We start from the raw sequence: 26,749 nt of genomic DNA, 5'->3' as shown, positions 1-26,749 counted from the left end.
TTTAATCTAACGATTGTGAACCGTTCTTTAACACCGCCCTGACAACACAGGTAATTATTCAGCGCTTGCTTAAGTATTTACTTATCAAAGTGGATGACTGTACGAATGCTTTTGCCTTCATGCATCAGGTCAAAGGCTTGATTGATATCAGCCAACCCCATCGTGTGAGTAATGAAGTGATCTAACTTAAACTCACCTTGCAAATAGCGCTCGACATAATCCGGCAACTCAGAACGACCTTTAACACCACCAAAAGCAGAACCGCGCCATACGCGGCCGGTCACTAACTGAAATGGTCGCGTACTGATCTCCTGCCCCGCACCAGCCACACCAATAATCACTGACTCGCCCCAACCTTTATGGCAGCACTCAAGCGCCGAGCGCATGACATTCACGTTACCAATACACTCAAATGAATAGTCAACACCGCCATCGGTCAACTCAACGATCACATCCTGAATCGGCTTATCAAACGTTTGCGGGTTAATGCAGTCAGTGGCACCCAACTGGCGCGCTAAGTCGAACTTGCTTTCATTGATATCAATAGCAATGATGCGACTGGCCTTGGCCATTGTTGCGCCGATAATGGCTGACAGGCCAATACCACCGAGGCCAAAAATAGCTACTGTAGCGCCTTCTTCCACTTTGGCCGTATTCATCACGGCGCCCATGCCTGTGGTCACGCCACAACCCAACAAGCACACCTCTTCAAGCGGCGCTTCAGGATTGACCTTGGCCAGCGAGATTTCCGGCAAAACCGTGTACTCAGAAAAGGTTGAACAGCCCATGTAGTGATAAATTGGCTGACCGTCTTTATGGAAGCGCGTGGTGCCATCTGGCATCAAGCCTTGACCTTGGGTTTCCCGAATCTTTTGACACAGGTTGGTTTTTCCAGACAGGCAGAACTTACACTCACCACATTCAGGCGTGTACAAAGGGATGACATGATCACCCACTTGCACGCTAGTAACACCTTCTCCAATGGATTCAACAATACCGCCGCCCTCGTGACCTAGCACACAAGGAAAAACACCTTCTGGGTCATCGCCAGACAAAGTGAACGCATCAGTATGGCAAACACCACTGGCCACAATACGCACCCGAACCTCACCTTTTTGCGGCGCCATCACATCAATTTCTTCGATGGAAAGAGGCTGACCGGGGCCCCAGGCGATAGCAGCTTTAGATTTAATTGATTGTGTCATCAGCTTGATTCCTCTATTGCGGATAATGTCATGTCACATCAGAACAGATAAACGTCGTATAGAAACACTGTGCGGCCTGTTAATGATTTCCAAGCAGGTTGGCGATGTTTTTTAGCTCAATGAGGTTATTATAGTTGTTAGCTGTGAGAAGATAATCAACCTGCTTTGTAATTTACTTTTACCTGCAGGTAACAATAATCCATCTTTAAGCGCACCACGCAAACCACTTTAAACACTGTGCAAAAGACTTTATCCGGCGCATGGCTCGTGCATCAATAAAAGATCAATCAGCACACGCCGCTGCTGCGCAGACAGATCAAATTAGCACGCGCCGCAACTGACGCATAAGATTTTGTAGGAGTTAAGCATGCTGTATAACTGGGAAGGTATTGCCGAGTTCGTTACCGTTGCCGAGACAGAAAGCTTCACCCTCGCAGCAAAAAAACTAGGGATTTCAACCGCACATGTCAGCCGCCAAGTCAGTGCACTGGAAACTCGTTTAGCCACCAAGTTATTACAGCGCACCACCCGCAAAGTCAGTATTACCGAGGCGGGCTCTATCTATTACCAGCGTTGCAGACAACTGCTGGATGACTTACAGGATGCTGAGCATGCGATGAGTGACCTGCACAGTAAACCCACAGGCAAGCTCAAGATCACCGCGCCGGTCACCTATGGCGAACAGACCATTGCACCACTGATAAACGACTTCATCGCCCGCTACCCTGAGCTTGAGATTGAACTACATTTAAGCAATCAGAAAATGGACTTGATTGCCGAAGGCTATGATCTCGGTATTCGCCAGGGCCAACTACAGGACTCCAGCATGATGGCCAAACGTCTCGCCTCACGTACCCTGTATGTCTGCGCTGCACCAAACTACCTAGCTGAATATGGCCAGCCGACAAAACCAGCAGAGCTCAATCAGCATAATTGCTTGCAGGGCTCGATGGATCACTGGCGTTTTCAAGAAAAAGGCAAAGCACGCAATATCCACATCAGCGGTAACTTGCGCTGCAACAGCGGCCGCGCCTTGGCTGACGCCGCATTAAAAGGACTAGGGATTGTGCAGCTGCCAGGAGAATATGTACTCAATTACATCCACAATGGACAACTAGTCGCACTACTGGACGAGTACAGTGCACCCGATGAAGGGGTTTGGGCCATTTACCCACACAACCACAACCTATTACCCAAAGTGCGAATGCTGATTGATTATCTTGGCGAAGAGTTGTCAGGGCTGCATGGCCTAGCCTATTAATTAACAACAATTGCTCACCCATCCCATACGGCATGACAAGCACAGTATCTGCCCGCCTAACACTAGCGAGCACCACTATGCTGCGCAGTCGCTTAAGCGAACCCACAGCTGTCAGTATGATTTTGCTAGCGCGTATTTTTAACCTTCAGATACGAAAAAACCCGTTAAGTTTTGATGCTTAACGGGTTTTCGTAATATGGCGCAGTGGACGGGACTCGAACCCGCGACCCCCGGCGTGACAGGCCGTTCGAGCCAGATGTCCTTAATCAACTTCCATTGTACACTAACTGTAACTAATTGATATACAAAGAAAAATAGTTAGGCAACCGCAACCTCAATCGACGTCAATTAACACCAGTTATCTGGTCACAAGCAGTGAAACCTCTGTTCTTAACGGGAACAATGCTCCCACTCTCCCTACTAAAAAGCGAGCGAATCCCCAGCAAGCCAGTCTTGGCCCTAGCGTCCGAGCAGCCACAATTGCATCAAGTTATCTCTGAGCAGAGCTGTGGATAAGCAACATAAGCATGCCTCTACCACCCTGATACCTATCGCCGATTTACTCTAGATTTTGCAACTAGGCGGTAGCCAATAGCTCAAATATTGATCTATGGGAGTGGGCCTGCATGATCGATTGGAAAGTAAAATTCGAACCCCTCCCCCTGATGCAACAACTGATCAGCTAATCTTCACCGCAAAGGTTATGGGTATCTATGAACTCAACTGGTATAACGAGACACTGAATATATCTCTAGATGGGCACGCTCTCGATCAACTACCGATCCAGAGCGCTCTGGATATGTCGACCACTCAGGCTGCTATATTTTATTGCTTGTGTACAAATGAGAATCGCATGGCTCACACTTTATGCTCGGCCCTACCCAGCCACACATACGACAAGTAAAGTTAGCAGACGTATTAAGTTTTACCTCAGCTTCTTGCTGGTCTAGCCAAGAATCACGCTGCGCTATAGCAATATTTTTAAGCTTCTTCTCACGAGGATGATAAGCCCAGGTCTTACCATCTGTTCGGTCCTCAATGTATCGACGAAGAACCTCTTGATACTGTCCGCTATCTTCCTTAGCAAATAACTGCGGTAAATCATCGACATTAAGCTCAATCACACCACTCCTAGCCACCTGGGGTTCTTTGAGACTAATAGGCAGGTTTCGATCCTTATAGGTGACATGCACCACAAATGGAACACTTTTCACAAGTCCTAGTACATCTACAGTCTCACCACAAAAAGCCGCCCCTACTTCGACGTCCTCTAGAGTCAAAAGCGATTCTTCCGTCACCAGATAGTCAAAATCTTTTGCTTGATGAGTAAACTCACTATAAGCAGGAAGCACTCCCTCAAGCCGCGGCACCTTAAATTTTAAACCATTAGTGGCAAGCTGCCGAATCATTAGCCTGACAGAAACTGCGAAGGAGTAATCGCACTCGTTGCGAGTTTCGTTGTGTGTCTTCTGACTACGGTGGGCGAAGTGCCATGCGTTTTGAGTTCCATGCCTTGCGACTAGTGGTGTTTTACATGAGGGGCAAATGCATCGACAAGCATTACCACGCTCAACACTTCCAACATCTACAATCTGCCCACTATCAGTGCTTAAACCAAACGGGATGCGCGAATCAACGTCCATTAATACTCCGCATAAATCACTTTACTCAGCAGCAGCCTACTGCCACTTCAGCTTAATTTTTAACAACCACTCCAGCCTCTCACTTGCAAATAATAAGGCTACAACCCTACTCTGCAGCTAAGTTACGAAAAACGTCACTTAACCGTGCAAGCACTTCCAGCTTCCACTGCTATCTTCGCTGAAATTTTGCAGCGAGTAACTTTCATGCCTCAACTCATCTATTCAAAAAACCATGACATTACCTTCAGTATTCACCCAGCAGTACGTGAGCCCTATCAGTGCCTGATCCAGCAACCATTCATGCTGAAAACAACACCAAAGCAGGAGCGCTTTTTAAATTCGCTACCTCGCATCTTGGTTGGCAGCATGACGTTTCAAACAGAAAGCCACAAGATTTCTAAGGATAACAAACCCACTGGCTTTCAGGTTATTTTCCCATTCTGGGCACCTTATTTTTGGAACAATGCGAACCCTGAGCTTGGAACATTACTTATGTATGGCGTCGATGTAGAGCAGCTAGCAGAAAATATGGCATGGCCCATATTTCTAGAGCAGCTATATATAGCTGCTGATGTGCGGCAATCCAGCCTGATTATCGACAATATAAAAAAGTACGTTCCAGCGGAGCTGTCTAAAAACTTCTTTGGAGGTCCGCTAACCGATACTTTTTTCGCTGAGCAATCAGGACAATCACGACGTGCAATCTACCAGCAACGCTCGAAAACAATTATGACAAAGCGGCAAGGCAATTCCAGCCTTGAAGATATCATCAATGCTCTGAATAAGAATGAAGAAAAAGATGAGTGTGTAGAGGCGGAGGGTAACAATGCTGACTGATAACGTGAACGACAAGTTAAATGAATTTGTATTTCCAAATCACCATATTATCGATGGTTTCCGCGGTGTAATTACGTCTGAGCTAAGCGCATTACTAGACCGGACTCCGGACAGCTGGCTGAACCACTTCAGTACCATTGAGGCATACATCAATACATTAAACGCCAGCCCGCAAACATCGAATAATAACCAGCAAAACGAGCTAACTCGCGCAATCAAACAGGCGAGCATGCTAGGCGTCTTAGATTTCACAGCTGCATTAGCAACGACTCCATTTCCAGATTGGGACGCTCATGAACAGGAACAGTACCAACTGTATAAATGCTTAATAATTTTCAGCACTATGCAACTGAGTCTGATTGGAAATCATAGCAATGCAATAGAAAAAGCTCTGAGACAAATCCGCTTATTTGCTGCGAACAAAAAACACCGTCAAGCCTTTAAATTGCTGCCTGAAATCGATGAGAGTACATGCCTCAAAACATTAAACGCCGATCTTGATCAGACTCGTAAAAACTTACTGGATAAAAATACAAAATGGTATGTTGACTACATAGCAGTGGCAATTAGCAACGCTATTGAGTTTAAAAGCGGCATCATCCGCACCCAGAAAGCAAGGCCTCTTACAGATGCACAGTCGCCAGCGCCTGCAAACGTAACGACTATTTACGAAGGCGGCGTGGCTTATGAAGAACTCACTTCCGATAAACCCAGTAAGCATGGACTCGATGAGACTGACGAGTCCCTTACGCTAAAAAACACAAAAACACTGCGTACCACTAATAAGTCGCAGCACAATCTATCACGATCCCAAAAAGCTATTCACGGCCAGCGATTTGCAGAGCAAATTTATATGCGCAACCTCTCGCTACCATGCTCAGTTGAACATCTCAGCAGATGGGACATACGAAATTTTTTACTTACCGCATCCAACAAGGCACAACTACCAGAAGAACAGCACGTGCTGGCTGACATTCTACTCATTATGCTATTTAGCGGCCTGCGCATAGAGCAACTACCTAATATTCGTTTATGGTTCTCTGCAAAAAGGCAATGGTTACTGATTTACGAAGTGCCTCACTTAGTACCTAGTGGCACACAGGACCCAATAATTGAGCCTCTTATATCAAGCCCTACACATACCGTTTTTAGAGTGCCAATGCCTCTGATAACAAGCCTAGCAATTGAACAGATCGTGATTAATGATGAGGTCATCAATCAAGCTCGCACACTCCTAAAAGTTATCAACAATAAATATACAACTCGATTAACCCTAGGCCGTATCAGCAACTACCTAGGTCACTGGTACTCCTGCAATGGATTTGACCCTGCTGAAAGCGCAATTTTACGAGCCTTAACGGCACAGCAATACGCACCCATTGCCTATACTCATTTTAATGAAAGCAATTTCCTACTGAATCACCAGCACTACCTAAAGGATATTTTTAGTTTTGCTGAACTCAACTACGACTTACCTGTTATTCAGCAACTACCCAACACTCTCGGCAGCGCAATAAAAATTCAAGATCATGCTTTGAAACAATTATTTAAACTGCTGCAACCAGACCCAGCTCTTAAAAAAAGTACATCACTGACCAGCATGTACGAGTTTCACAACCAATACACATGCTACGTATGGTTACTCCTCATATTTTCGACCGGACACCGTAACGTGAATGCTCCGCTTGGGAGCTTGACTGATTATAACGCGCACAATGCCACTTGGTGGATTAGTGACAAAGAGCGCCGCAATGGCCTGTCAGCTCGGACTGTGGTACTGCCTAAAACAGCCGCACTACAAGTCCAACTGTACCTGCAGCACATTCAAACTCTTGTAAAAAAGACGCGCCTTTTAGCTGATAATATTTCCCTGCACTGCCAACAAGTCTTAAACAAAGAAAGCAATCTACTATTTTTTATTGATAGTCCATCGACTCAAGCAGCACACGCAGTAGGGCTAACGCCCAGCGTGCTCAAGCAAGTGCTAAAACATACTGTACCTTTTCAGTACAACTGGCCCAGACACCACCTCAGAACCTATTTTAAAAATAAAAATATTCATTACGAGCTTATCAACAGCTGGATGGGTCATGAGGAGTTTGGTGAGGAAGGCTTGGGTTGTTTCAGTAGCTTATCCCTGCACGACTTTACACAAATCAGTGATCAGATTGAGCAGTTGTTAAATGAACTGGATGTCCAAGCAATAGCAGGCTGGAGCTAACTCATGACAAATGGATATGAATCTTCGATGCCTTCAGCATCGCAAAATAAGCTTATTTTGGCTCATATAGAGTTCAATACCGAGTTATTGCCCGGGTGGCGGACGCGTAAAGAGCAACGTAAAAAAGAAGACTTCAGAAACCTACGCAAGGCCACCAGCATTTTTCAACAGCACCTGCCTGAAATGTGTATTGAAAACCCGGAAAGTACCCGATTCTCAGAGGTTTGGCCCAGCATTGATAAGGCATTGCAAGCAGCTCTAGGTAATACCAGCAATTATCGCCGAGCCTATAATTTTATTAGCTTTGCCATAGAGGACGGCAATGAAAACGGCTTGTGGCAATTAGATGTTCCAACACCATGGAATACGATTCGCCGCATTAAGCCAACACGCAATAATGCATGGCATAAACGCTCTACCGATATGCTTGCAGCAGAGAAACAGTGGCGAGCAGAGCTTAATCCAACCATGGATACTGAAGAGCTTTTTATTCTATTTCTGACGTGCTCTTTATTATATAGCGGCCTAACACGCATGCACCTTTGGCCTGCCCTTGCCCGCAGCATTATGCAAAGCAAACCGTTACAAGGCAGCGCCCCCGCGCTTTTTATCAGCTTAGAAACGGAGCCAAGCGAAAACTACCCAAGTAACTTTTACCGCCCAGCACAAAACCAAGGCGAGGATCAACCAGCCTGCCTAGTGAACCTATTTCTCGACCCAACCAGTTTAGCCGTACTTTCTCAGCTATTACGTACTAAACCTGATGCATGGCAGCCTAACCATATGGATGACAGCTCACTGTTTATTAACCACTACAGGGCAAAAGTGGCCAGCCAGCTGGACATTAAAATCTCGCGCACTTTATTTAGAGACGGTGCTGCGGCAGTTACAGAAAACCAAACAGGCGTAAACTTACCGCAGATACTGGTTGAGTACATTACCGGCCGAAAGCATAGCGCTAGCCTTCCATTATGTTACTGGAAGCGCCTCTATACTAAGCAAATTTACGGATGCAGTGCAGAGAACATTAACCTGTTAAAGACAGCCAGCAATGCAAAAACAAGACCTGTTAAGCGTCTTAAAAGCAAACCCAGCACCATTGTAAATAAACTTAAAAAGATACTGCGCAAAGACCTCGCTCGCCATGAAAGCAGAGCTGTAATCATAAACGCTGTTAAACAGCTTATTACTCCGGATCTTGACGCCAGCGAGGATCTCCTATGCCGCTGGCTGTATGACCACTTAGCTCATAAGAAAAATGCAGTATCTACTGCAGAACGCTATTTAACAGCCATAGGCGATGAATGGATTGCAGAGGCTTATCTAGAGCCCCTTGATACATTTGACGGTGAAGATTTTCATACTCTATACCTGTCAATCCTCAACAGACGGCAATCAGATAAAAACAGAGAATTTAAGGCCGACAGACTATTTGACATGCATAGCTTTGCAGTACTTGAACTCGGCTTTGCTCATCTGCCCTTCTCGCTTAACGCAGAAAACAAAAAGACAATCATCCACATAAGCGCTGCAATTATTGATGAGCCGCTATTTCTAGAGCTGCTTGCAGTCGTCAAACGTTTATACGACACCAATACACGCGAAGCACTACTGCTACAGACGTTCTTAATCATGGCCTACAGAACCGGCCTAAGGCCGGGAGAGCTGGCAAAGCTCAGACTCAAAGATATCGAACCATCACCCGAAGGTTTTTTGTACCCGCGCAATAATAGGTTTGGAAAAAACAAAACACCTGCTGCTCTGCGTAAAGTTCCACTATTCCCGCTACTAGCAGAGCACGAAGTAGATACCGTTAACGCTTATATCAATGAGCGCAGGCTAGAGCAAAAAAGTCTAAGTGAACTTCTTTTTTGCACGGCTGAAAACAGTGCTGAAATGATCAATACATCGAGCATCGCAGGTTTAGTTAGCAGTGTTCTTTACGATCTGTCCGGCGGTCTCGAGTACCGCCTGTACCACATGCGGCATAGCGCGTTATCTCGCATGCAGTTAATTTTGCATCGTGATCTGGTTGAGCTACCACCAGTGCTACAAGCTCTTATTCCATACTCTGACGAGCAAGTGGATGAGATTCTCACCCTAATCGTCGGTAGGAGTCGTAAACGTGATCGCTATTCCGCATTAGCGGCCATGGCAGGACACAGCAGTCCTGCCATGACGTTAAGCACTTATTTACATTTTACAGACTGCCTAGTAGGACTGCATTTACAAGCAAACCAACGACCTTTCGATGACCACCTTGGCAAAGCCCTGTTTGGTCTAAATCCACACCGCATAGCACTGCTGAAAAAAAATAAAGCTATGCACCCGCAAGAAACCTATGCATATTCCGCTAAAAAACTGCTGCGCTATACAAACAAATTGAAAGAACAACCGCCTACAAGTGAGAATCCGGAGTACCTTATTCCGCGCCAGAACTCACACTACATAATAAGCGGAGCTATTTTGGAAAAAATACAGGACGGACAATCTTACGATGAACTGGCAACATTTTATCAGTGTGATGAGCAGCGCATTACAGCCTGGTATCAGACAGCAGTAGCCTTACGTGGACTCAAAACAGTCAAAGGTACATCAATACTATTTCCGCTCGCCCGCAGACATCAAATTTTGCCTGCAGCGCCAAATAACAGTTATGAAAAACAGGATATTGAGGAAGGCCTACACGCTATTCGTAACCTGCGTAGAAACCCACTAGAGCTTACAGAGTTCAAATGGCTCCTCAAGTACGCACTACTAAACAGCACATCCTCACGTGCAGGCATTAGGTTTACGGACCCTAATATTTTTAAACGCTTTATGAGCATAGCAAGCCAGCTTTACCCCTGGCACAGGTGGAAGATTTTATTACAAATGCCCCTGAACAGACAGTCTCTGACTGGGCATGTAGTCCACATATGAAAACTGAGACATTTCCACTCAAGCGTGTTGCTCAACACCCTAACGGGCTGGCACGTTTATTTTTACGACACGTAGAGGAAGAAAAGTACATGGAGAAAGGGTTATCGCAGTTCAGCTCACAAGCGCTGAACGTACTTTTGCATCGACTGGCTATAATTTTTTTCACGCCAAATCAAATACAAGCTTGGCAAAATAGCGACAATAATGAATCGACTCATGAAGATGGTGAAGACTGCGATTTAAATTAGAACTGTGAGTATTACTGCTCAACCATTGCAGTTGAGCAGTACTTTAAGACGCGCATCCATGCCATTTTAGTAGCCATTACGCCTCATCAAGACGTTTAAAAACTCGCTTATCTCGAGCTGAGCGCACATACCAATAGTGTGCAGGCTTACCTGCAAAAACCTGACGAGTACGATGAGCATCTGCTGAAATCCTATCGCACATGCGCACAATAGTTTCTGACAAGTACTCATTGCGCGAGCTGCCTATTTTAGCCGTTAGTGTGCTGGAGATAGCATCAAACAACACAGCGTCTGCTGCTTTTAATGCCTCCAACTGCTCAGATAAAACCATAAAACTTAAAGCCTCATGTTGGCAACCATCTGCTTTTTTTGCACCTGGGTTGTTGTAGTACATCTCAATTTTTCCGATGTCATGCAATATCCCAGAAACAAAAGCAATATTAGCGGTACGATCTCCCAAACCATTTTGACGGGCATGTAAAACCGCCGAGGTAGCAACATCAACGCTGTGTTCAAACAGTCCGCCGTCATGGCAGTGATGATGGTTCTCGCTGGCTTTTGCTCGATAAAACTTACTCATGATTTTATCGTCACTTAACACAGACCAATAAAAAGCTTTAAGCGCGGGATCCTCAATCAAACCTAGCAAAGTCCACATTACTCGCAGCTTTTCCTCATTACCGGGCATAACCATCTGAAACTGTTTATATGCAAACCCTGCGGTGATTTGAGAGTCAACAACTATTGGATGACCAACCAACTCTCCATTACAAAAAACAACATTAGCTAGGGCTCCATTTTCATTCACATGACTCATAGCGCCTTTTTTAGCTGTGATAAAAATATTCACTTTAGAGTTCGATAGAGTCCAAGTCTCTGTCGTACCATCTTCACTTACTTTCAATACCCAAGCCAAAATATGCTGTGTTGTATTACTCATCTGCTGCCTCCAGTAAACGCTCAAATGCGGCACCATCACGGCCACGTAAATTTGGTATGTATCGCGAATAAACCTTGAACAACATGCCCGTATTGGAGTGTCCTAATTGACGCGCAATCCACTCAGGCGCTTCACCTGCGGCAAGCCATAAAGTAGCTGCTGTGTGTCGTGTCTGATAAGGGTTGCGCCGCTCCATAGATAAGTAATTCAGCAAGGGATACCAAACCCGGTTAGCAACATTACGATAATCTAAAGGTTGGCCATTACGTCCGCAAAAGACAAACTCACTGCGATGCCCTGTCAAGGACCATTGCACTTTCATTGCCTCATATACTGAGTCAGTCATCATCAGGGTGCGGTACGAGCTGCTGTTTTTAGTTGGTCCAATCGAACCTCGTACAAGAGCCTGATGGACGTGTATGACTCGGCGTTCAAAATCAACATTCTTCCAAGGCAAGCCATCAATCTCACCCGTACGAAGACCTGTAAAAAAACGCACGGTGTAATACGGTTTATAGTCTTCTCGCACAGCCTTAAGCATGCGCATAATCTCAGTCAAACTAAACGGCTTAACCTCAGAGCGCGGTATAGGAATAGCCTTGATATTCTTCCACTGGGATTCGTATTTGAAGCGCTCTGCAGCATCATTCAATACCATCCGCAAGTAGGTCATGATGTGATTAATTCTAGAGGGTGACAGTTTGCGGCCTTTTAAAATATCAGGCTCATGCAGTCCTTTCCTGAAGCCTAAAATCTGACTTTTACTAATCTCAGAGACCTGTAATGCGCCAAACTTAGGCAAGAGGTGCACATTAAAAATGCCTTCAACTGTTTCAATCTGACTCTCACGCCACTCCACCTTTTTCTCAGAGAGCCACCGCTCAGCAAAAGATGAGAATAATTTCGTACTGCCACTTATCCCTGCAGTACGCTCGGCATCAGCTAATTTTTCAAATTGAGCAACACGCGGGCTGCAAGGAAAGTGATGAGCATAATTAAAAGTGCCCTTTTTAATCTGCCCATCAATCATGAGAAGTAGCCGCTCGAGTCGCGCCCGGTTTTCAGGCGTATCTGCAACACGCGTTTGCTCACGACAACGAATGCCACGGTAACGAAAATCTATATACAGTTTGCCATCACGGCTATTAATAGTAGCCATGGCTTACCCCTCCATCATATTAATTAAATCGTTAGCCGAAGCACCATGCAGCATCGTTTCCTCTACCTGCTCCCAAATGAACAAGATTTTTCGACCACCAAACGGGCGGATGTAGTGAACACCTTCAAATAACACTGCGTTCATCAAGCACTGCCGAATAGTGCGAGTATCGTATTTAATACGCTGCGAAAGCTCTTCTGTAGTCAAGTAAGTCGTCATGACAAATGCTCCTTTGCGATTGATTTGCGTCATTTGTGATTAGAATACATCACAAAAAAGGCAAGTCAAGATCTTTTTGCATCTTTTATGAGGCCTTTGCTACAATGCAGACTCATTTCAATCACAGATAAGCCCATGATCAGAGTGCTTCTTGTCCAGCAACTGGATAACAAATCATTTAAAGAGAAAAGAAAAATCACTCTTGCAGAGGTCAGTAAGCAGACTGGAATCAGTCGTGCGACTCTGACACGCATAGCCAACACTCCTGGCTATACCTGTACGACAGAAACTATTAATGCGCTGTGTAAGTATTTTGAATGTGAACCAGGAGAGTTACTGCAGTACATTCCTGATGAGGAAGGGGAAGAAGAAGAACAAAGCGCAGATAGTTGACGCTTGGTAGCCTAAAATAGTTTTACGACCTGATGGCAGCACACTTCTAATAACGATCATAAATCGCTAAGTAAAAATGGCAAGTTTTCTGCAGAGGGCTTAAGCAAATTATTGAGGCATGGAGATAAACACCATGAGTATATTCTTCGACGATCTTTTAGAAAGCGTACAGCAGATGGATGAAATCATTAAGGGGGAGTCTGCACCGTCCGCCGATTCTCATATTGGTGCTATTCAAGTAAAGGAAATCCGCAAAGCTACTGGCCTGACTCAAACCCTCCCTGCTAAGGGAATCGGCATTGAGGTCGCAACCTTGCACAACCGAGAGCAAGATCAATGCGAACCGTAGAACTTACGCCGCGCATGAGCCATGCAGCAAATCTCGGTTACTTTACTGTTAAAGTTCGCAGGGCAAGCTTTACAGCCTTCCCTGCTCGATAAAGTATTTTATTTATCTAAGTTTTCTGCATTCTGATTAAGAAGCTCGACCTGCAACCGCAAAGCAGCAAGCTCACTCAGTAGCTCTTGTTCAGAATGACTGTGCTCAATATATTCTCCAGTATCTAAGTTGAGCCAACGTGCATCGGCAATTCTCACCTCTTTAATTCGACGATCACTTTCACTGTTCATCGCTGCACGCTGTTCAACGGCGTTACGTAGCGCATATTTACTTTCTGGATTGCCATGATTGATAAGTAGTGTTGCAGGCTTATTACGGCCATACCCATCAGTACGGAATACGAAATTTAATAGCATTTTTTGATCGGCATGTGCCGAGTAGTACGGCGACATATCAATTACTTCCGCTTGACCAACAGAGAGACTATCAAACGGCATGTTAAATGAGGTTGCTCGCTTCATCAGCTCAGCCCCTTTCGAGCTTACAGCTTGATAACCTGTGAGAATAACAGTGTTACGTGGGTCGGCACCCCAGCTTTCCAGATAGCCAACTACTGGACCGTTATCACACATGCCCGCGCTGGCAATCACAATATCAGCATCAAAATTAGCTGACTGCTTGGGTTTAGTCATATTCAGGTAGTTACCATCTCCCACTTTGAACTGACCATGCTCAACAAGACGCTGCAACATATCTTTAATTTCATCAGCATTCATCGCTAACAACTCACACAGATTGGTATTCAGATATTTAAACTTGCCGTTTGGTGACTTACTGCACAGATGCTTTGCATACACTTGAGTTACCTCACGGCCTAATGGCGCATGGATATTGGCCGTCAGCGGCCTATCGTAGTGACCAGTAACCTGCTGGCTCGCCGGTAGCTTAACCTTCATCCACTGCAACACATCCATCAGCAACTCTTGGGCACGATGCAGAGAGAAAGTTGGCATTAAAACTTTGCCACCTTTAACGAACAAGGTGTGGGCAATGACTTCAGCTAATCGCTCAAGGCGCAGTTGATAATTTTGATGCTCTTGTGCACGAACACGCCCGCCATAAGTAGATTCAACAACGATATAGTCGGTGTCGGCAAAAGGATGCTGGCCGCCCTTCATCAATGGCAGGTAAGCGTTCTCATCAGCCTGGCAACCTACGTCACCACTAAAGCAGATGGAGCGGTTCTCTCCATCCACTTTCCATGCAATGCTGATCAAACATGCTCCGAGGATGTGGCTGCTGCGTAGATAAGCGACCCAAACACCTTCAGCAAGACGAATACTACGACCCCACTTAAATCCTAAGTCATCATCCAAGATACTCCAGCGAATCTGCTTAACATCCGCCTCCGTATACATTTTACTTATCCGGGCAGAGTCTAAGAGCATTAGCTCAGTAATTTCTCGAGTCGCGCGGGTGGCATACACCAAGCCATTAAAACCCTCACTGACAAGTCTAGGCAGCAGACCGCAATGATCGATATGGGCATGAGTCAGTAACACGTATTTGAGTCGCGCAGCTTCAAAAGGAAAGTCCTGACGATTAGCCCAATCATCACGCTCATTACCCTGATGCATACCGCAATCCACTAAAAACTGGGTATCTGAATCAGTGTGATGAAGCCAAGTGCACGAACCGCTAACACCTTCGATTGCGCCAACAAATTTAATTTTAAGCATGATCTATTCCTTTATTTTGGGTGACAGAATCCATAGCTCTTATATAAAAGAACCTATCTGTCTCAATTGATTTTCAAATACGGCAAAACGCTGATTTAAGCTGGGAAGTGCCTGGCGTATAGATCCTGATAGTGCTGTTCGGCAAAATGTCTTTCGCGTCGGTCAGCTAGGCTGTCGCAGCCAAGGTATGGAAAGTGATCTATAAAACGCCCGAAGATACGTTCGGAGTCACTGCGATAGCGGCGCGTATCGAGAATGTGCGCTTGCCATACTTGCAAGGCAGCACCAGAAGGAATAAATAGCTGGCTGGGATAGCTTTTCTTCAGACTAAGAAAGCGGCGGTACTCTAGTACAGACTCAGCCCAATTCAAATTCTGCAACTGAGGTGCCCAGCGTATAGAAAGCAGATCCAGTTGCTCAACAGAAGGATCAAGACGGTGGGGATGGGATGTATAGTGTGTCATGATTTTGGCTCCTAAGTGATTACGGAGCCAGTGTCACTCTGTGGATTCCACAGCCAAGTGCTTTAGCGAAGTAAATCGAGTAGATCGTCAAATTCCTTGGCTTCTTTGAACTCTGCTTGTATCCGATCGCGGTATTTTAAAAGAAACGGGTTATCTGTATTGACTGCGCAAGCAGCCTTGTATGCCTCTTCAAGATCGTCATTCAGATAATGAGTCATCATGCTGTCACCCATCGACAGCGCAGCAGTTTGCGCTGCTAATGTCTTCAATAGATTGCCCCTATGTGGCCCCATACCCATCTGTGGCAACACATCAGCAAACGGATTGGGTAAGCGCTCAGTCTTGAGATCAGCTACAGGTAATTGTTGAAGAAAACCAAATAGTTCCTGCCGCAGCAATCCCAACCCGACTACCGACTGACGCTCAAGAAACAATGTACGTGCCCATTCAGTGTATTCGGTGCGCTTGGCTGGGTCAGTTAAAATATCGACAACAACCTTAGGCTCACCGAACACACCCTGAAGCAGAATAGCGTTCCATAGCAAAGTCTTATCATCAGGATCAATACGCACACTTGTCCGGCCATCAGTGTGATGACTGAGCTCAAGCTGTTGCCAATACAAACTAATAAGACATGGTTTGCTTCTAGAGATTTTACGCCCGCCATTTACAGCATCTTTTTCCGATGGGCAAAGCGCATTAGCTAGCGTATTAAGACTGTTACGCAAAGCACCATGACGAGATAGCGGCTTGCTGAGTGGTGGGCACAACAAGGCTTCAAGTACGTGGGAGAGTTCTGGCCAGTTATTTGTTTTAGATTCCACAGGAAACTCTTAATACATTTTGAACAGAGGTGGGCTTATCTAACGACAGTTGCTGATTTGCAATAGCATGCGCCTGAGTGAGCCAGTCACCAGCACAGCGCGAATAGTGTCGGCGATATTCTTCAACCACTCCCCTACAGTAGCCAGCACGCAATGCTTCAGAAAGTGAAGTTGTTAGCCCAGCAACTAAGTGTTTCTCATCACGTTTACTGTAGATACCGACCAGCTCTTGGCAGCTTTGGATAAGATGCTTGGGATCTTCGTCGGCCTGTACTATGGTGCTCGACAAGACACTCAAAAAAAAGACAACTATCAAGGTATGCAGCTTCATTGGACGATCTCATCAGTAACAGTGGGTATATCAGGTTCTACCTGAGCAGGTGCGGCTTGCTTTACAGAGCGTGGTTTTTTAGATACCGGTGCGGCCAAGTAAACCGCCAGCAAAATAAGGCCATATTCCACAAGCTTTACGAATGGGTTCTCTTGACCAAAGGTGAGGTCAGAGTCATCGAAATACTCACCTAACACCAATATGGCCATTAGAAGGCCAATACCAAAAAAAAGTAATACTCCCAGCAGCCCTTGAGCGATCAACAAACGCGATAGCCCATTCCATAACCCGATTGAGAAATACTGACAGTAGCTAACATGCCTCCATAACAACAAAGACAGTAACAACAAAAAGCCCCATTCATGCCAAGAGATATCAGCCAAACCTTCGCCATATTCGAAGATCATCAAGAATGAAGCGACTAGCATAACTAGACCTAGCAGCCAGAGACCCAAGTATTTAAGCCATCCCAGCATGATACAAAGGCCTTTGACTAAGCCATTATCCAGCTTACTTATCAGAGACAGTTCTCGGTGTTCCATCAGATTTCCTTAAATTAACAGTAAAGCTTCCCTACGAAATATCAGAAGCTGCATATTTTAACAAATACGCCACGGCTACAACTGCGAACTATCAACAAACCGGGCTGCGTGATCAGTAGCAACAACCTCTACAGGAAGCGGATCAATATTAATAATCACGCGATCCAGTTTCAGTTTGCTGAGTCCATAGGCAACAGAAAGGCGATCATAATCATTTCTTTTCAATCCTGAAGCTTGTAACCCTCGAGGCATTTGAAGTTTTCGCGGGGTCACACCAAACCAACTAAAGCCTGGCCACTCATGCATATACTTATTCAGCCTGCTATAAAATTCTAAACGCGAACCTCCGCCGCAAAGAAACATCGGCATACGCATTTCACCAGCACTTAATAATCGATCTTTTAGCGTTTGGTGGTAAGTTTCACTGGCTACTTGAGCTTTTACTTGGGCGTAAAAATCATAATCAACACCCATACCCTTGCACTTAATTTTCACATGTTCAAAATACCCCTGCATGTTACTGGGTAATCTAGCAGCGCTATCAGTAATCGCTTTTGACTTCTCAACATCTTCAAGTAAGTCGGTTCTGTCGGGACTAGTGCTTTTAAGCGTTGAAGCTAACCAGCTCATACGCTTTTTATGCAGATTCATCACACCATGTGGCTCAACGGTTGTCTTGAATAAAATGATTTTATCTTTACTTTTACCCTTAGGCCTTTCGATTCGAAAAATTGAAGCATCTAAGGTACCCGCTCCAATATCAACCATAAGGAAGATGTTTTTTGCATTTGGGTCGTATGCTTCAGAGCTGACAAAACCATTAATTTGCGCAGCAATCTCAGGCTGTACTCTAACTTCGATATCTTCGTTATCTGACTCAATTGCTGAGCCACCATGTAATTGAGTAGCACGAGCTAACGCTGAAGAAACTGTACTATGACTTATTTCCTCTGCTGTGGAAGATATCCAAGCTGCAGTTGCAATTTTTTCAAATAAAGCAGCTATTGCGTCATCAGTAGAGTGAGCAATGGGCAAACCAATTGCCAAATCCCAGATAACTACTCCAGAGTAAGTTTTACCGTGCTCACTCAATAGCCAAGCACGAATACTCTGCAAAGCCAGTGCTAAAAAAGCAATTACGTGCGATTGCAATGCTGTGTCGGAAGGGTTTTCAAGCAAGGATAACTTAAGATCTTGATACGCTAAGCCATCACTTATCTGGCTGTATTTATTATCAGAATAATAAACGCTGCACGGTAATAAGTATCTATTAACACTTGGCGCATTTCTAAAAGGCACCGCATAGCTTAACTGCCGTTCATTATCAGTAATCACAGCTTTTAATGTTGACGTACCAAAATCCAAACCTAACGATAAAAACTTCTCATCTGCAGTGCGCCCTAAGCAGGTTTGTATACCTGACTGTGGCCAAGTGAGTAACTGATTTGTAATGTCGTTTGAGTACTGCCAAGTGAAGCGCGCATCATCTTTAGCAATGATTCTGTCTTCTTCTTCTGGAGCTAATTGAGCAGCTAATATCTGTTGAGCTTGCCGTTGCTTTTGAACAGTATTGTCCGCAGCCGGGTGTGTATAGCCTAAGAATTGATTTTTGAATGGCTTATTACGATGAGCCTGCTTGGGAGCAACAGGTCTCTTTGCTTTTGCAGATTTATGCGTTTTATTATTTGGCGTAGATTTAGCCTGAGGCTTCTTTGCAACTGGCTTCTCAGGTAAAGCAACACCTGCTTTCTCAAAAGCATCTTTTAACAGCCCTGCTAATTTCATAATAATTTAATCCCCAACCCAAATAACACCTGCGGTTACAAAATGGTTGGCAGCTTCCAGCTTTTTTTTATGCTGCAGTTCTGCTATCCGTTGCTCGACTCGCTGTTTCATTTTTTTTATTTTTCCCTGTACTGCAGGTATCAATCGTATCTTATTTTCATTGCCTGAGGTGCGAGCATCATTAATACGGACGTGCTGTTTTTTTATTTCTAAATTATTGCGTTCAACAATAATTTTTATCATCAAGTTCACACGATCATTATTCTCATTGAGCATCGACTGTTCAATATCTTTAAAGCGGTCTTGAATAAGATCCTTGCAGTCAAAAAACACATCAACAACACGCTCTTTATCGACTAAGTTACCCGCAGCTGTCCAGTCCGTACCATTTATTGCTGCCATATTAACTAGCTTCTCTGCTACATCATCTTCGATAGGCGCTTGCGCATCTAAATTTTGAACGGTATATACCAGCCTCTCTTGAGTTTCAGCTCCGGAGAAGCTCCAGCGCGAGACTAAGAAAACATACATACCTTTATCAAAATCGTCTGAATTGAGTTGTACAGCGCTGACGGGATACCTTTTCTGAGCATGCTGAGGCTTACTTAGCTGCTCTGTTACGAAACGAACCAAGGGATGCTCTTGGTGGATCCTCTCATATTCGTCTGTATGTCCTTGATAGGCGTTTTCAAAAACGATGGGTAATGGGCGGCCTGTTAATAAGCCTGTCTGCTGCTGTAAATTATTTTTTTGAATAAAGTCAGCTAACTGAATACGCAAATCAATAGACAGTTCAAGGTCATATTGTTGCAAAGCGCTATCATGTTGCACCAAACGCGTGCCTTGAAACTCTGAGCAAATATAATCAGTTACATAAGCATAAAGGTCTTCAGATTGAATGTAGCGCCCAAGCTCTTTAGCAGCACGCACTTTATTGATAATAAAGTCACCGTGGGCCACAAGGTCAGGCGCTCTTGTTTCAAGCTCCTGTTGTTTTTGCTGGACAGCCTCTAAGGCCAAAGTACTTTGTTCAATGCGTCGCAACTCCTCATCAGGTGTGAGCTGATGACGAAATAAATCTCGGGTCATTTTTTGAATTTCGCCGCCTAAGACGTCTTCCATACTCCCGAAGGCTTGCTTAAAAATATCCAAACGATCCAACAATCGATCGTAAATACGCTCATCAATCGTATTGGCGTACATCAAGTTCCAAATTAAGATCTTATCTGCCTTCTGGCCTAGGCGATCAATACGGCCAATCCTTTGCTCAATACGCATTGGATTCCACGGCAAATCATAATTAATCAGTAGTGAAGAAAACTGTAAGTCGATACCTTCAGAACCAACTTCAGACGATAACAATATCTGCGGCCCATCCACTGCACTAAAGGCATCAAGTGTTTTCTTCTTATCACTACCACCTTGTAAAACAATGCAGCTAAAACCATCAGCAGTTAAACGCTCATGCAAATAGCCCAAGGTATGTCTAAAGAAGGAAAACAGAACAACTTTTTCACCCGCATGGGTCAACGAATACTTGCGTAGATTATCAGCAAGAATTGTGTACTTGCTGTCAAACTCCTTAAGCTTTTCGTAGCCTCCAGCCTCTTGCGCAATTGATACAAGATTTTCGATCATACTGTTTAAAGCTGAGGGCTCTACAATTGGAGCATCATCTAGCTCGTCAGTGATTTCACTTAAAGTTTCACTCAAGCCTGAAATCTGCCCCGTCTTTATTTTTTCTTGCCAAGCTCGACAGGCCGCTGGCATCGAACTCACCATTTGTCGTTGCGGCATGGTTAAAATAAAGCCTGCTAATAATCCATTTTTTTCACAGTAGTCACGCACTTCGTGTGTCACATCATTATAAAAGCGTGTTTCAATTTCATTTAACGGCGCTCGAAAATCAGACGGTGCGCGTAAGACCCTATTTTCCTGCACATCACGCTTTAATGTTCGAGTGACCAGCTTACTAAGTGGATGCACTTTATCCAGCCTGTTAGCAATCTCTGAACGCTTGGCAGGATCTTTTAAATCTGTATTGGAAGGTGGTTTTTTCAAAAAAGCGGCAAGCTGTTTACTTTCACTCAAAAAATCATTAGCCAAAGCTTCTTCTATCGCCTCACAAAAGCTTTTACGTGTAGCTAAGCCCTGCAACACTGTGTCACGAAGCTGCACAATAGGCCGCGTTACACTCATACTGAGCTGGAATAAATACGGGTCTGGAAAAATAGATTCATCTAATAGCCGCAGCAAGTTAAACAAATCTGTTTCACCTAGCTGTATAGGCGTGGCAGACAATAACACTAGGCTTGCCGCATGCTCTCTCAGCAACTGGCCAAGCTTATTAGTTTTGGTGCCTTCGTTACGTAAATAATGGGCTTCATCAATAATGAGCAAATCCATTAAATGACTATCACTTTGCACAGCATTTTCTAAAAAACGCGCCAGCTTTGCTGAACTACGCTGATTATCTAAGGACTCATAATCTTGCGGAGGCCTGAGCCCTTGCATACTCGCGATCAAGGCAAACTCTTGATTGGGCTTGCTTTGGACACTCTCAAAACGATCAAGCAATTCATTAGCATCCACAATCTCTGCTTTAACATCAAAGCGGTGCAATAACTCCTCACGCCACTTATTGCGCAGTACCGCTGGGCACAATACTAAAAGACGTCTTGCATCAACCCTCGCGCGCAATTCAGTCCAGATAAGACCAGCTTCAATTGTTTTACCCAAACCAACTTCATCTGCGATGAGAATGCTGTTGTTGGGAGAATCAAGAAACTGCAGAACAGGCTTAAACTGATGTGCATAAAAATCAGTGTTTGTCGTATTTAAACTATAAATTAAGTTGGCAAGACGGCCGCTAAGCCTGTTGTAGGTAATGGTAGAGCGTAGATTGTTGACCAGCGCATAACGTCCAGATTTAAAGCACGCGGTTGGACTTGTACTGTCTTGATTAACGAGTTCAAGAGCACTCGGTGGAAAGTGATCTTCAGTGCCATCAAACAAGACCACCTGTAAACGCAAGCGACGACCACTGCCTTCAGTGTCTTGCCCGACAATGCCAGTGCGTTGGGGATTGTCTTTTAAGCGGACGCGCGCGCCAGGTGCAAACTCATTCATCGTATTACTTCAACTCCATGTATAACTTAAAGGTTAGTATCTTTTATAACAGCTCAAGATCATAAGTAAGGCGCTGAAATAAATTCAGGCTACCTTTAAATTATTTTTGAAAAAGTAAATTAATGCTTACGAGCAGCAGCTTCATTTTCACACAAAACAAAGTAAGCATTTCTTGGTATGTCTTCATAATACCCAGCTCCCTGCCTTCCAACTAATACACCTAGTGCTTGACATGGATAGACAAGCTGCCATTTTCCATCAAGCTTAATAAATGTCACGCCAGTTGCGTCTTCATGGACAGCTCGTCTTTTGGGTGAAGAGCTTTCATAAATCCACCATACATAAGGGTTGCTTGTAACTTTTTGCTGCACCTGGGAGAGCATAGAATGAGAAAGTTCTCTGAGTGTAAACTTCGGATTACTTTCTATAGTCTTACGTGCAATGTTCAGAGCGTGAGGATTAGTCCATGCCTTATGTATTTCAACGTTTGATAACATAGTGGTTGTACCTTGCGGACTTGCTACACCTGTAACCCATGGCTTAGCCAATTTAGCTCTAGAAGCTAACCTTAGCTTTGCTCCCTTAAGATCAGGGTCATCTTTCAAATACAATTTCCACAGCATTTCTATAGATTTTTCCATCTTCTGAATCCTTCTAAAAACGGGAAATCACTATTATTATCTAAAATCACTTAGCACTCATTGCCTGTCGAATCAGGCCTATTAGATAAGGCAACGCAGACGCATTGTTAAATATAAATTCTGCAGCACCATTAATTACGATACTGCTATATCAGTTACAAATCGTAGAATTACCAACGCGGGTGCATGTTGTACCGCCTGTGCCGATGGTGGTGTTACCGATTCGATGCACGGTTGTGCCGTTTGAGTTGAGCATGGTATTGCCGACTTGCGTGGACGATGTGCCGTTTGAATGGATTGTGGTGTTGCCGATACGGTTGGATGAGCTGCCGTCAGAGCCGTAGGTATGATTACCGATATTGTTGTAGCTGGTACCATCAGAGCCGATCGTGGTGCTGCCAATATTGTTATAGGTCGTACCGGGCTGGCCATGGTAGTAACTGTCTGCTTGAGCGATACCTGCTCCACATAAGAAAAGTACTGCGACTGCTGCTAACTTTTTCATACTGTTCATCCCTTTTTAATTTAATGATTGTCACTAAAATGCCAGTGTACGGTAGCCAGTGGTTAATTAACTGTATAGCGGCTGCCGCCCTATTCTTACCTATATATGCAAATACTCACTGCACAAGCGCCTGATCGACGAGCGCATCAGTGAGCTGGACTTGGGTTTCTTGTGACTGCTGTAGGTTAGCTTTCAACTGGTCGCAGATTTTCATTAACTCATCAACCTTAGCAACAATACGATGTTGCTCTAAAATAGGAGGAGTAGGTAATAAAATTGAGCGACTTTTTGTTACTGAAATATTATCTTGTCCTGCTGTTCCTATGAGTTCAATTTTATCAAGAAACATACCTGAGATTAAGTATGTATAAATATACTTATTGAGTTCTGAAACAATCGGACGAAATATAACAATAGCTTGATTACAGTTCCACTCAGGGTAAGTGCTAGGAATAATAGCTATTTTACCAAGAGGCGGACCAACAATATTCATCACTACATCCCCAGGAATAAGTAGTGATCGTTTTAATGTTGAAGCGTGATAATTTTCTTCAACAAACTGTGATTTATACTCAAAATCAATTTGCTGATTTTTTATATTATAAACCTTCAAATACGGCACACCTTTATCTTCACTAAAGAAGCTTTTAGGTGGCGTAGATCCAGAAGTTATACCGTTACAGATATCATCTAGCCTGCACCATTCCCATCCTGGCGGCAAATCAAACAACTGCTCTTCTTCAGCAATCGGCGGTAATAGCTTCTGCGGCTTAATCTTTTTATCTTTGATTAACTGCGCTTTTTCAGCTGCTATTTTTTCCAGCAATACTGCTGCAGGTTCATCGTCTGGATCTTGCGGTACCAGCTTACCCATCACAGCTAACTGCAGTAGGGTTTGTTTGAGTGCTTCGATGCTTTGTTCCGAGGTGAACAGCGTAGCAAAGTGCTCAGACACTCTAGCCCAGTTTTGCGCCATCTCGTTGGCGTTAGCGCTATCGGTTAGGGTTGCTAATAGGACTTCGACCAAGGTAGCGTGAGCATCAATGCTGGTTTCAGTTTGCTGCTCGAGTTGGTCGCAGAGCAGCATAAGCTCATCGACTTTAGCGACAATGCGTTGTTGCTCATTCGCAGGAGGAACCGGAATTAAGCCCATAAAAAACTGCTTATCATTGATAGCAGGGTAAGCTACCCCTGTCTGGCAGCTCTCGACATAACTTACAAAACTAGGAGACCTTAAGTATCGATATATAAAGCTACTACACATTCCTTTTAGTGGATGAATGATAGCGAATGCAGTACTTGCTATTGGCTCAGGCACAAACTCTTGATCGACAACCGCAATATTCAATAAATAAGGCCGGACTGTTGAGTAAATCACTGTTCCTTTTTTAACTAATTTTCTCGCTCGTGACGGCGCTTCCTCTGCATTTAATACTGAAGCCTCTCCAATCAAACCAAGTTCTTTATTTATTGACCCAACATCAATGTAAGTAAAGCTGCTATCTGGCTTTTTTTGTCCCCAATCGTATCCAACATCTTGCAGCCGACACCACTCCCACCCCTGCGGTAGCTCAAAAGGTTTTTCATCTTCACCAACTTCAGGCAGTGGTTTACTTTTCTTTACTTTGCCTTCTTTAATCAGCTTAGCTTTTTCTGCAGCTATTCTTTCAAGCAACACCGAAGCAGGCTCATCATTAATGTCTTGCGGCACCAGCTTGCCACGCACCGCCAACTCTAAAATCAACTCACGCAGCTTTTTAATTCCATACAGCTCATACCTTTTACTGCTACCACGCCCCGCCGTGGACTTTGCTAAAATTGCACTGGTCCAAATATCAATATGCTCAGTAATCAGTTGTTCTACCTTGCTCATGATTATTCGCCCTGCGCCGTGTTATCTGCGAGCGCAGCACTCAAAATATCTTTGAGCTGATCACGTAACTGACTGATGCTCTGCTGTTGCTGGGCATAGCTGGCAAGTAACTCATCCGGATCGTGGTTAATCACTTCACCTTGGTGCGGGTTTTTAATATCAAGGTTGAAGTTGCGGGCAATTACATCCTCAATACTGACCTTCCACGCCTGCTCATTTTCAACGCGGCTGGCAAAGCCATCGGCTTCACTACCCCACCAATCAATTTCTGCTTGAAACTCTTCAAACTTCATCGGTCTTGTTTTGCTGTAGTTCTTCACGCCTGCAGGGTACGGGTGCTCATAAAACCAAATATCGCGGGTGGGCTGGCCTTTAGTGAAAAACAACAGGTTGGTTTTAATGCCGGTGTAAGGGTTAAACACGCCATTGGGTAAACGAATAATGGTGTGCAGATTACACTCTTCGGTGAGCATCTTTTTCAGCTTGGTCTTTACACCTTCACCGAATAAAGTGCCGTCTGGTAAAACCACAGCAGCGCGGCCTTGATCAGCCAGCAGCTCAATAATCAGCTGTAAAAACAAATCGGCGGTTTCACGGGTTTGCAGGTCAGCTGGGAAATTCTTCTCAATGCCCTGCTCTTCAGTGCCACCAAAAGGTGGGTTGGTGATGATCACATCAATATCGCTATCCCAACTGGATAAAGGCTTACTGAGCGTGTTGTCATGGCGGATTTGCACCGGCACTTCTATACCGTGCAGCATCATATTGGTGGTGCAGAGCAAATGCGGCAGCTGCTTTTTCTCAAAGCCTAAAATCTGTTGCTGCAGGGTTTTATGATCTTCAGCGGTTTTCACATAGTTGTTTTTAACATGATCAAACGAGCAGGTTAAAAAGCCACCGGTACCACAGGCCGGATCCATAATGCGCTCGCCCAGCTTGGGATCAACACGATCGACAATAAAACGTGTTACCGCACGCGGGGTATAGAACTCACCGGCATTACCAGCACTTTGTAAATCACGCAGCAACTGCTCATAGATATCACCAAACAAGTGACGCTCACCGGAACGGGTAAAGTCGATTTCATTGAGTTTATTAATCACTTGGCGTAACAAGGTGCCGTTTTTCATATAGTTGTAGGCATCGCTCAAACCTTGACGCACCACAAAGCCACGCGGGTTGGTATCAATGGGCGCAACAAGATTTTTTAGATCAGTAAACAGTTGATCATTGATAAAGCTCAGTAACTCATCACCGGTCATGCCTTCAGCATCAGCAGCCCAATTGCGCCAAAGGTACTTTTCTGGAATGGGTGCAGTGTAGTGATCTTGCTCAAACTCAAGCGCTTCTTCTTGCGCATCAAACACTTTAAGAAACAGCAGCCAAGATAATTGTCCTAATCGCTGAGCATCACCATCCACGCCGGCGTCTTGGCGCATGATATCTTGAATAGATTTGATAACGGAACTGATCGACATGCTGTTTCTCTTTTAAATGGGTGTTTCAAATAAAGTAAGCCCCAATACGG

The 26,749-nt window shown here is 44.5% G+C and carries 23 protein-coding genes; 7 read left to right on the top strand and 16 right to left on the bottom strand.

The window, feature by feature from the left end; genetic code table 11:
- Positions 1-77 precede the first annotated feature (77 nt).
- Complete coding sequence (locus FXF61_RS02675; protein ID WP_178087244.1) at positions 78-1,205, bottom strand: S-(hydroxymethyl)glutathione dehydrogenase/class III alcohol dehydrogenase; 1,128 nt, start codon at positions 1,203-1,205, stop codon at positions 78-80.
- A 370-nt stretch (positions 1,206-1,575) separates the two neighbouring features.
- Here FXF61_RS02675 and FXF61_RS02670 point away from each other — a divergent pair, with 370 nt between their 5' ends.
- Entirely contained in the window at positions 1,576-2,466 is an 891-nt protein-coding gene (locus tag FXF61_RS02670; protein ID WP_151185979.1) for a LysR substrate-binding domain-containing protein, read from the top strand.
- 818 nt (positions 2,467-3,284) lie between these two features.
- On the opposite strand, the gene FXF61_RS02665 is transcribed toward FXF61_RS02670, so the two are convergent.
- Positions 3,285-4,109: a competence protein CoiA family protein gene (locus FXF61_RS02665; protein WP_151183820.1), complete on the bottom strand. Its 825-nt coding sequence runs from the start codon at positions 4,107-4,109 to the stop codon at positions 3,285-3,287.
- Positions 4,110-4,253: 144 nt separating this feature from the next.
- Between FXF61_RS02665 and FXF61_RS02660 the strand changes: the two genes are divergently transcribed.
- The 4 genes from FXF61_RS02660 (at position 4,254) to FXF61_RS02645 (ending at position 10,337) form a co-directional block, all read left to right on the top strand.
- Positions 4,254-4,946 carry a hypothetical protein gene (locus FXF61_RS02660; protein ID WP_151183819.1) on the top strand — a complete coding sequence of 231 codons (693 nt, stop codon included), beginning with the start codon at positions 4,254-4,256 and terminating at the stop codon, positions 4,944-4,946.
- The gene (locus FXF61_RS02655) at positions 4,936-7,167 is read left to right on the top strand and encodes a hypothetical protein (RefSeq protein ID WP_151183818.1); all 2,232 of its coding nucleotides are present in this window, start codon (positions 4,936-4,938) and stop codon (positions 7,165-7,167) included. Before FXF61_RS02660 ends, FXF61_RS02655 begins: the two co-directional genes overlap by 11 nt.
- 783 nt (positions 7,168-7,950) lie before the next feature.
- Positions 7,951-10,089, top strand: coding sequence for a tyrosine-type recombinase/integrase (locus tag FXF61_RS02650; RefSeq protein ID WP_178087243.1), 2,139 nt, complete (start codon positions 7,951-7,953; stop codon positions 10,087-10,089).
- Positions 10,086-10,337, top strand: a complete 252-nt coding sequence (locus tag FXF61_RS02645; protein ID WP_151183816.1) for a hypothetical protein — start codon at positions 10,086-10,088, stop codon at positions 10,335-10,337. Before FXF61_RS02650 ends, FXF61_RS02645 begins: the two co-directional genes overlap by 4 nt.
- Before the next feature lie 76 nt (positions 10,338-10,413).
- Here FXF61_RS02645 and FXF61_RS02640 read toward each other — a convergent pair whose 3' ends face one another.
- From FXF61_RS02640 to FXF61_RS02630, 3 genes are read right to left on the bottom strand one after another with little or no spacing between them, the layout of a single operon-like run.
- Positions 10,414-11,277, bottom strand: a complete 864-nt coding sequence (locus FXF61_RS02640) for an HD domain-containing protein (protein WP_178087242.1) — start codon at positions 11,275-11,277, stop codon at positions 10,414-10,416.
- Positions 11,270-12,436, bottom strand: a complete 1,167-nt coding sequence (locus FXF61_RS02635; protein ID WP_151183814.1) for a site-specific integrase — start codon at positions 12,434-12,436, stop codon at positions 11,270-11,272. Before FXF61_RS02635 ends, FXF61_RS02640 begins: the two co-directional genes overlap by 8 nt.
- Before the next feature lie 3 nt (positions 12,437-12,439).
- Positions 12,440-12,655 (bottom strand): hypothetical protein, encoded by a 216-nt coding sequence (locus tag FXF61_RS02630; RefSeq protein ID WP_053103477.1) that lies wholly within the window; start codon positions 12,653-12,655, stop codon positions 12,440-12,442.
- Positions 12,656-12,790: 135 nt separating this feature from the next.
- On the opposite strand from FXF61_RS02630, the gene FXF61_RS02625 reads away from it, so the two are divergent.
- Both FXF61_RS02625 and FXF61_RS02620 read left to right on the top strand, forming a co-directional pair.
- On the top strand, positions 12,791-13,048 hold the full coding sequence (locus tag FXF61_RS02625; protein ID WP_151183812.1) for a helix-turn-helix transcriptional regulator: 258 nt from the start codon (positions 12,791-12,793) through the stop codon (positions 13,046-13,048).
- A 133-nt stretch (positions 13,049-13,181) separates the two neighbouring features.
- The gene (locus FXF61_RS02620) at positions 13,182-13,397 is read left to right on the top strand and encodes a DNA-binding transcriptional regulator (RefSeq protein ID WP_151183811.1); all 216 of its coding nucleotides are present in this window, start codon (positions 13,182-13,184) and stop codon (positions 13,395-13,397) included.
- Positions 13,398-13,495: 98 nt separating this feature from the next.
- On the opposite strand, the gene FXF61_RS02615 is transcribed toward FXF61_RS02620, so the two are convergent.
- From FXF61_RS02615 to FXF61_RS02565, 11 genes are all read right to left on the bottom strand, one after another.
- A complete protein-coding gene (locus tag FXF61_RS02615; RefSeq protein ID WP_151183810.1) occupies positions 13,496-15,127 on the bottom strand; it encodes an MBL fold metallo-hydrolase in 1,632 nt (543 codons plus the stop codon).
- Between the two features lie 95 nt (positions 15,128-15,222).
- Positions 15,223-15,591, bottom strand: coding sequence for a hypothetical protein (locus FXF61_RS02610; protein WP_151183809.1), 369 nt, complete (start codon positions 15,589-15,591; stop codon positions 15,223-15,225).
- A gap of 62 nt (positions 15,592-15,653) precedes the next feature.
- Positions 15,654-16,415 (bottom strand): hypothetical protein, encoded by a 762-nt coding sequence (locus FXF61_RS02605; protein ID WP_151183808.1) that lies wholly within the window; start codon positions 16,413-16,415, stop codon positions 15,654-15,656.
- Complete coding sequence (locus tag FXF61_RS02600) at positions 16,405-16,746, bottom strand: hypothetical protein (protein WP_151183807.1); 342 nt, start codon at positions 16,744-16,746, stop codon at positions 16,405-16,407. The genes FXF61_RS02605 and FXF61_RS02600 overlap by 11 nt, the downstream gene beginning before the upstream one ends.
- Positions 16,743-17,288 (bottom strand): hypothetical protein, encoded by a 546-nt coding sequence (locus tag FXF61_RS02595; RefSeq protein WP_151183806.1) that lies wholly within the window; start codon positions 17,286-17,288, stop codon positions 16,743-16,745. Before FXF61_RS02595 ends, FXF61_RS02600 begins: the two co-directional genes overlap by 4 nt.
- 75 nt (positions 17,289-17,363) lie before the next feature.
- Positions 17,364-19,073 (bottom strand): hypothetical protein, encoded by a 1,710-nt coding sequence (locus FXF61_RS02590; protein ID WP_151183805.1) that lies wholly within the window; start codon positions 19,071-19,073, stop codon positions 17,364-17,366.
- Positions 19,074-19,079: 6 nt separating this feature from the next.
- Positions 19,080-22,202, bottom strand: coding sequence for an SNF2-related protein (locus tag FXF61_RS02585; RefSeq protein WP_151183804.1), 3,123 nt, complete (start codon positions 22,200-22,202; stop codon positions 19,080-19,082).
- A 119-nt stretch (positions 22,203-22,321) separates the two neighbouring features.
- The gene (locus FXF61_RS02580) at positions 22,322-22,843 is read right to left on the bottom strand and encodes a hypothetical protein (protein WP_151183803.1); all 522 of its coding nucleotides are present in this window, start codon (positions 22,841-22,843) and stop codon (positions 22,322-22,324) included.
- Positions 22,844-22,994: 151 nt separating this feature from the next.
- Entirely contained in the window at positions 22,995-23,348 is a 354-nt protein-coding gene (locus tag FXF61_RS02575; protein ID WP_218571833.1) for a hypothetical protein, read from the bottom strand.
- Positions 23,349-23,463: 115 nt separating this feature from the next.
- Positions 23,464-25,221, bottom strand: a complete 1,758-nt coding sequence (locus FXF61_RS02570) for a restriction endonuclease subunit S (RefSeq protein WP_151183802.1) — start codon at positions 25,219-25,221, stop codon at positions 23,464-23,466.
- Positions 25,222-25,223: 2 nt separating this feature from the next.
- Entirely contained in the window at positions 25,224-26,699 is a 1,476-nt protein-coding gene (locus FXF61_RS02565) for an N-6 DNA methylase (RefSeq protein ID WP_151183801.1), read from the bottom strand.
- Positions 26,700-26,749: the final 50 nt, after the last annotated feature.

The sequence above is a fragment of the Pseudomonas sp. C27(2019) genome, from assembly GCF_008807395.1.
In the GTDB taxonomy this organism is placed as follows: domain Bacteria; phylum Pseudomonadota; class Gammaproteobacteria; order Pseudomonadales; family Pseudomonadaceae; genus Denitrificimonas.
The sequence above is the reverse complement of the archived record's forward strand: the minus strand, read 5'-3'. Positions and strand labels throughout refer to the sequence as shown.